Below are 6081 nucleotides of genomic sequence, written 5' to 3' on the forward strand. Positions count from 1 at the left end.
GAGACCATGCGTGCCCTCGCCCTCGACGTCGGGTCCAAGACCATCGGCATCGCCGTGAGCGACGCGGGCGGGTCGATGGCCCACGCCCGCGAGGTCCTGCGCCGCGCGGGCACCAAGGCCGACGCCCCCGCGATCTGTGCCCGCGCCCGCGAGCTCGAGGCCGAGCTCATCGTCGTCGGCCTGCCGCTCGAGCTCGACGGCAGCGAGGGCCACCGCGCCCGGCTCGTGCGCCGCTTCATCACCGCGCTCGAGGCCGCGCTCGAGGCCGCGGGCGCCGAGCTCGGCGTCGTGACCTGGGACGAGCGCTTCTCGACCTCGGCGGCCGAGCGGACCCTGCTCGAGGCCGACCTGTCCCGGGCCAAGCGCAAGCGAACCATCGACGCGGTCGCGGCCCAGTTCATCCTCCAGGGCTGGCTCGACGCCCAGCCCGAGAATCGGCCGGAGGCCGGGGAGGGTCGAGCGCCGTGAGCCGTGGGGTCCGCAAACCTCGGCCCTGGTACAAGCCTCGCAAGTCTCGCCGGGCCAGCCGCTGGGCCCTGGCCGTGATCGTCAGCCTGCTGCTGCTCGCGGTCCTCAGCGCCCGGGCCGGATACAAGCGTCTGACCGGCTACCCCGAGCGCCCCGGCCAGGGGTCGAGCGATCCGATCACCGTCACGGTCCCCGCGGGCGCCAGCTTCTCCGAGGTCCTCGCCCTGCTCGAGGAGCACGAGGTCATCGCTCCGGACGAGGCCCGGGCGTTCAAGCTCTTCGTGCTCCACCGCGGCGCGGCCAGCAAGGTCACGGCCGGCGAGCACGAGTTTCGCGGCGACATGACGCCGACGCAGATCCTCGACGAGCTCCAGCGTCGTCAGCCCGTGCAAGAGCGCCGCGTGACCATCCCCGAGGGCAAGCACAGCGTTCAGATCGCCCAGATCTTGGCCGAGGCCGGGCTCGGTGGCGGCGAGGCCCAGCTGCTCGCCGCGATGCGCGACCCCGAGCTGCTCGCGCGCCTCGACATCGAGGGCCCGAGCGCCGAGGGCTACCTGTTCCCGGACACCTACAAATTCTCGACCTCGGCGAGCGCCGCCCAGATCGTCGAGCGCATGGTCAAGCGCCACCATCAGGTCTACGCCGAGCTCCGCCGCGGCCACAGCGAGGGCGCCCGGAGCCTGGCCGAGACCCTCGGCTGGGGCGACCCCGAGATCGTCATCATGGCCTCGCTGATCGAGAAGGAGACCAGCCAGGGCGCCGAGCGGCCGCGCATCGCCAGCGTGTTCATCAACCGCCTTCGGTTCAAGTCCTTCAAGCCCAAGCTGCTGCAGACCGACCCGACGATCATCTATGGCTGCACGGTCCCCGAGCGGCGGTCCGAGGCCTGTCAGCAATTCGAGGGCCGGATTCGACGAATCCACCTGCGCGACAAAGACAACCCATACAACACCTACACCCACGAGGGGCTGCCGCCGGGTCCGATCTCGAACCCGGGTCGGGACGCGCTCGAGGCCGTGCTCGCGCCCGAGAAGAGCCGCTACCTGTACTTCGTCTCGCGCAACGACGGCACCCACAAGTTCTCCAAGTCTGTCCAGGAGCACGAGGCGGCCGTGAACAAGTACATCCTCGGCGGGGCCAAAGGTGACGGCTCGGTTCAGAAGTAAGCGCTCGCTCGCATTCCCCGCAGCCCCGGCGAACGACGGCCTTGTGTTAGCCTGCACCCATGGCCTTCCCTGCGGGTCGCCCACGATCCATGGTCGCGACGACTCTGGCCACGGTCACAGCCTTTGCGATCGGCCTCGCCCAAGTCCCCCTGACGCTCGCCGCTCCGCCTGAGCCGGGGGTTGAGGCAAAGGCCCCAGCGCCGAGGGTCGACCCGAGCTCGACTGACGTCGCGGCCAGGACCGCGATCTTGCCCCTGGTCGTCGAGGGCGAGCTCGCCGACGCCGACCGCGAGGCCCTGACCAAGCAGCTCGTCGAGGGTCTGCAGCGGGGCAGCTTCGAGGTCATCACACCCGACGAGGTGACGGCCGCGGCCGGCGGCGGCGACTGCTCCAAGCCCGGCTGCATGCAGAAGATCGCCCAGAAGACCGGCGCGACCCACATCGTCCGCGCGACCGTCGAGGTCGTCGATCGCGACTACACCGTCCAGGTTGCGCTCTACGAGGGCGACGAGGGCAGCGAGATCGTGTCGAGCAGCGAAGGCTGCGAGATCTGCGGCGTCGTCGATGTCGGCGGCCTGATCGAGACCCAGGCCGCGACCTTGCGGACCAAGCTCGACGCCCTCGCTAGCGGCCCGGCCGCGATCAACATCACCTCCGACCCCGAGGACGCCGAGGTCACCCTCGACGGCGAGCCCTTCGGCGTCACCCCGGTCGACAAGCGGGTGATCCCCGGCGATCACGTGATCCGCGTCAGCAAAGAGGGCTACATCGCGGTCCAGGAGAAGCGAACCTTCGTCGAGGGCGCGCGCGAGAGCCTCAGCTACGAGCTCGAGAAGGTCCCCAACCGCCTGCCCAAGCGCCCCTATGGCTGGGCCTCGCTCGGCATCGGCATCGCTGCGGTCGGCGGCGGCCTCGCCCTGACCTTCCTCCACGATCGGCCCTACGGCCTCGGCTCCAGCTGCCAGGGCGCAAACATCGATCTCGACGGCGACTGCAAGTTCCTGTTCAACACCAAGTGGTATGGGGTCGGCCTCGGCCTCGCCGGCGGGGCCCTCGTGACCCTCGGGGTCGCGGTGCTGATCAACACGGCCAAGAACCCGCGCAAACAGGCCAAGCTCGAGGCCGCGGTCAACGAGCACCTACAGGTTGGGCCGGGCGGCGTCGGCCTTCGGTTCTAGCTCTGAATGATTTGGGGCTCGCACGAGCCGCAAGGCGAGCGTTTGGGGTGAGCGGAGGGGGCTTCGCCGCCGCAGCGAGGGGCTCTTTTGAAAGGCCCCTTGAAGACGAGCACGAGCCGCAAAGGGCTAGAGCACACCTTTGGTCGACGGCACCGAGCCGGCCGAGGCCGGATCGCGCTGACAGGCCATCCGCAGCGCCCGGGCCAGCCCCTTGAACGAGGCCTCGACCACATGGTGGGCGTTGCCGCCCGCGCGCAGGTGAACATGAAGGTTCATCCGGGCCTGCACGGCCAGGGCCTGGTAGAACTCGCGCACGAGCTCACAGTCGAAGCGACCGATCCACTTGCCGGTGATCGCGGGCAGGTCGTAGACCAGGTAGGGCCGGCCGCCGAGATCCAGGGCGACGTCGACGAGGGTCTCGTCCATCACGAGCGAGAAGTGCCCGTAGCGGTAGATGCCCTTGCGATCCCCGAGCGCCTGATCCAGCGCCTGACCGAGGACCAGGCCGACGTCCTCGACCGTGTGATGGTCGTCGATCTCGACGTCGCCCTTGGCCTCGACCTCGAGCGCCATCGCGCCGTGACGGCCGAGGGCGTCGAGCATGTGGGACAAGAAGGGCACCGGGGTCTCGACCTTCGGCGGCGCCGGGGCGTCGCCGGGCAGCGCGAGCGCGACACGGATCTGGGTCTCGCGGGTGCTTCGCTCGACCTCGGCTCGCCGGACGTCATTCACGGGCTCAGCTTGGCCCGAGCACGGCGCTCGAAGCAAGCTATCGACCGGCGAGCGCCTTGACCACGGCGACGTGGAGGTTGCGCAGCGGCGGGGTCTCTTCGAGGGACAGCCCGAGCTCGCAGTCGATCCAGGCCCCGTTGAGGTCGCCCTGCTCGTACTTGCGGCGGCCCGAGCGGAGGTAGATGCGCGCGAAGGGGTTCGAGACCTGACGCTCGTCGGCGTCGAGGCGGCGCGCGCGGGCCTCGGCCGCGAGTCGAAACTCGCCCTGGCCGAGGGCGCGGTCGTAGGCGGCGCGCAGCTCGGGATCGCTGAGGACCTGGTAGGCCTCGGTCATGCGCTTGTAGACGGCGTAGACGGCCTTCTTGACCGACTCGCCCTCCATCGCCACGAAGCGATCCGGGTGATAGAGCTGCGCGCGGGTGTAGAAGGCGTCGCGGATGCCGATGTAGTCGGTCTGGGGCGTGACCGCGAGGAAGTCGTAGTAGCTCAGCTGCCCGATCTGCTCGTGCAGGCGGGCGACGTCCGAGACCAACTCTCCCATGCCCGACTTCGACATTGCGGCACCAGCTTAGCAGGCCTATGGCCGCCCGGCGACCGCGCCATCGCCCGGGCCCTGCAGTTGCTGCGCGCGGGCCATGATCGCGTCGACCTCGTTCTGGGGCAGGCCACCGAGCACGCGCATGGTCGCGACCTGCTCCTGACCGGTGTCCTGGTCGAGGGCCCGAACCTCGAGCAGGCCGTCGGTGTTGATCTCGAAGGTCACGGCCACGGTCACGGAGCCGCGCTCGGCCTCGCGCAGGCCCGTGAGCAGGATCTCGCCGAGCTTGGTGTTGCCGTCGAAGTTCGGGCTCTCGCCCTGGCAGACCTGGATGCGGACGTAGCGTTGGTTGTCCGTCGTGGTCGTGAACATCCGGGTCTGCTCGACGGGGATGACCGAGTTGCGCTCGATGATGAAGTCGACGTTGCCGCCGATCGTGCCGACCCCGAGGCTGCGGGGGGTCACGTCGAGCAAGACCGCGCTCTGAGCCATGGTCGGGATCGACACGCCGCCGGACGCCATCGGGACCAGCGAGCCGAGCAGCGCCGCGCCCTGGATCGCCGCGCCGACGGCGACGACGCTCATCGGGTTGATCGAGGTCTGCGGGGGCTTGCCAAAGATCTCTTGCACGACCTCGCGGACCAGCGGCAGGCGGGTCGTGCCGCCGACGAGCACGATCTCGTCGATCTGCTGGGCGTTGATGCCCGCGACCCGCATCGCGTCTTCGCAGACCGGGATCGTGCGGCGGACGATCGGCCCTGCAACCGCGCGCAGGTCGGCCTCGGACAGGGCGAAGTCGAGGTCGCGGTTGCTGCCCGGCGGCACGTCGGCCACGCGGATCGACGACGCCGAGGTCTCTGACAGCTGGATCTTGACCTGCTCGGCGACCGCCCGCAGCTGCTCCATCGCCCGCGGGTCGCTGCGCAGGTCGACGCCGTGCTGCTGCATGTAGACCGCGGCCATGCGCTCGAGGATGACCTCGTCGACGTCGTCGCCGCCGAGGAACATCTCGCCCGAGGTCGAGAGGACCTCGAACACGTTGCGGGTGATCTGCAAGATCGTGACGTCGAAGGTCCCGCCGCCGAAGTCGTAGACCGCGATCCGCCGGTCCATGTCCTCGATGTAGCCGTAGGCCAGCGCCGCCGCGGTCGGCTCGTTGATGACCCGGATCACGTCGAGCCCGGCCAGGCGCGCGGCGATGCGGGTCGCGCTGCGCTGCGAGTCGGTGAAGTTGGCCGGGACCGCGATGACCGTCTTCTTGACCCGGCGCCCGAGCGCCTCCTCGGCCATCTTGCGCAGATACTTGAGGATCAGCGAGGAGATCTCGACCACGCTCATGCGTCGGCCGCCGACCTCGATCATGACCGACTCGTTGTTGCCCTCGACGATCCGGTAGGGCATCGAGCGCATCATTCGCTGGACCTCCGGCGACGAGAAGCGCCGCCCGATCAGCCGCTTGGCGCTGTAGACCACCTGGCTCGGATCGATCGCCCGCTGGAGCTTGGCCGAGTCCCCGACCGCCATCTGCCCGCTCGGCAGCGCCGCGATGACCGAGGGCACGATGCGGTCCTCGCCACGCCGAACCACCGACGCTCGCCCGTCCTGGACGACCGCGCAGGCCGAATTCGTCGTGCCCAGGTCGATACCCAGGACGATGTTGGCATCCGCCATTCGAGCGTCAGTGTAGCCGACCCACGCCACGGACCGAAGAATCAGGCCGGATCCACGCCGGCCCCCTTGGGGCCCCGCGCAGCGGCCGTGCGTGGCAAAGTGCAGAATGCCCGCGGGGGGCCCACCGAGCGAGCGAGCGCAGCGAGGGAGCGACCGACCGCGCAGCGGCCGTGCGTGGCAAAGTGCACGATGCCCCGCGGGGGGGTCTAAATAGCAGCCCCCCTTGGGGGGCCACGCATCTCTCGGCCAAGCTCATCAGAGCCCACCGAGCGAGCGAGCGCAGCGAGGGAGCGACCGGCCGCGCAGCGGCCGTGCGTGGCAAAGTGCA

Annotated in this window: 6 protein-coding genes; 3 read left to right on the forward strand and 3 right to left on the reverse strand. The window is 69.8% G+C overall.

What is annotated here, in order from left to right; all coding sequences use genetic code 11:
- Nucleotides 1-6 precede the first annotated feature (6 nt).
- The 3 genes from ruvX to ENSA5_RS05555 are packed head-to-tail and all read left to right on the forward strand — an operon-like array spanning nucleotide 7 to nucleotide 2812.
- A complete protein-coding gene (gene ruvX, locus ENSA5_RS05545; protein WP_106390532.1) occupies nucleotides 7-468 on the forward strand; it encodes a Holliday junction resolvase RuvX in 462 nt (153 codons plus the stop codon).
- Complete coding sequence (mltG, locus tag ENSA5_RS05550; RefSeq protein ID WP_181197404.1) at nucleotides 465-1634, forward strand: endolytic transglycosylase MltG; 1170 nt, start codon at nucleotides 465-467, stop codon at nucleotides 1632-1634. Before ruvX ends, mltG begins: the two co-directional genes overlap by 4 nt.
- A gap of 59 nt (nucleotides 1635-1693) precedes the next feature.
- On the forward strand, nucleotides 1694-2812 hold the full coding sequence (locus ENSA5_RS05555) for a PEGA domain-containing protein (RefSeq protein ID WP_106390536.1): 1119 nt from the start codon (nucleotides 1694-1696) through the stop codon (nucleotides 2810-2812).
- Nucleotides 2813-2938: 126 nt separating this feature from the next.
- Here the strand turns inward: ENSA5_RS05555 and hisB are convergent, their stop codons facing one another.
- From hisB to ENSA5_RS05570, 3 genes are read right to left on the reverse strand one after another with little or no spacing between them, the layout of a single operon-like run.
- On the reverse strand, nucleotides 2939-3544 hold the full coding sequence (gene hisB / locus ENSA5_RS05560) for an imidazoleglycerol-phosphate dehydratase HisB (protein WP_106390539.1): 606 nt from the start codon (nucleotides 3542-3544) through the stop codon (nucleotides 2939-2941).
- Nucleotides 3545-3581: 37 nt separating this feature from the next.
- Nucleotides 3582-4100 carry a J domain-containing protein gene (locus ENSA5_RS05565; RefSeq protein ID WP_106390541.1) on the reverse strand — a complete coding sequence of 173 codons (519 nt, stop codon included), beginning with the start codon at nucleotides 4098-4100 and terminating at the stop codon, nucleotides 3582-3584.
- Between the two features lie 21 nt (nucleotides 4101-4121).
- Nucleotides 4122-5753, reverse strand: a complete 1632-nt coding sequence (locus tag ENSA5_RS05570; protein ID WP_106390543.1) for an Hsp70 family protein — start codon at nucleotides 5751-5753, stop codon at nucleotides 4122-4124.
- Nucleotides 5754-6081: the final 328 nt, after the last annotated feature.

The sequence above is a fragment of the Enhygromyxa salina genome (genome assembly GCF_002994615.1).
Taxonomy (GTDB): Bacteria; Myxococcota_A; Polyangia; order Nannocystales; family Nannocystaceae; genus Plesiocystis; species Plesiocystis salina_A.

What these genes read in the sequence shown, in the direction of transcription:
- ruvX (WP_106390532.1), top strand. Translation starts at nt 7, where the DNA reads ATGCGTGCCCTCGCCCTCGACGTCGGGTCCAAGACCATCGGCATCGCC.
- ENSA5_RS05570 (WP_106390543.1), bottom strand. Translation starts at nt 5,753, where the DNA reads ATGGCGGATGCCAACATCGTCCTGGGTATCGACCTGGGCACGACGAAT.
- ENSA5_RS05565 (WP_106390541.1), bottom strand. Translation starts at nt 4,100, where the DNA reads ATGTCGAAGTCGGGCATGGGAGAGTTGGTCTCGGACGTCGCCCGCCTG.
- ENSA5_RS05555 (WP_106390536.1), top strand. Translation starts at nt 1,694, where the DNA reads ATGGCCTTCCCTGCGGGTCGCCCACGATCCATGGTCGCGACGACTCTG.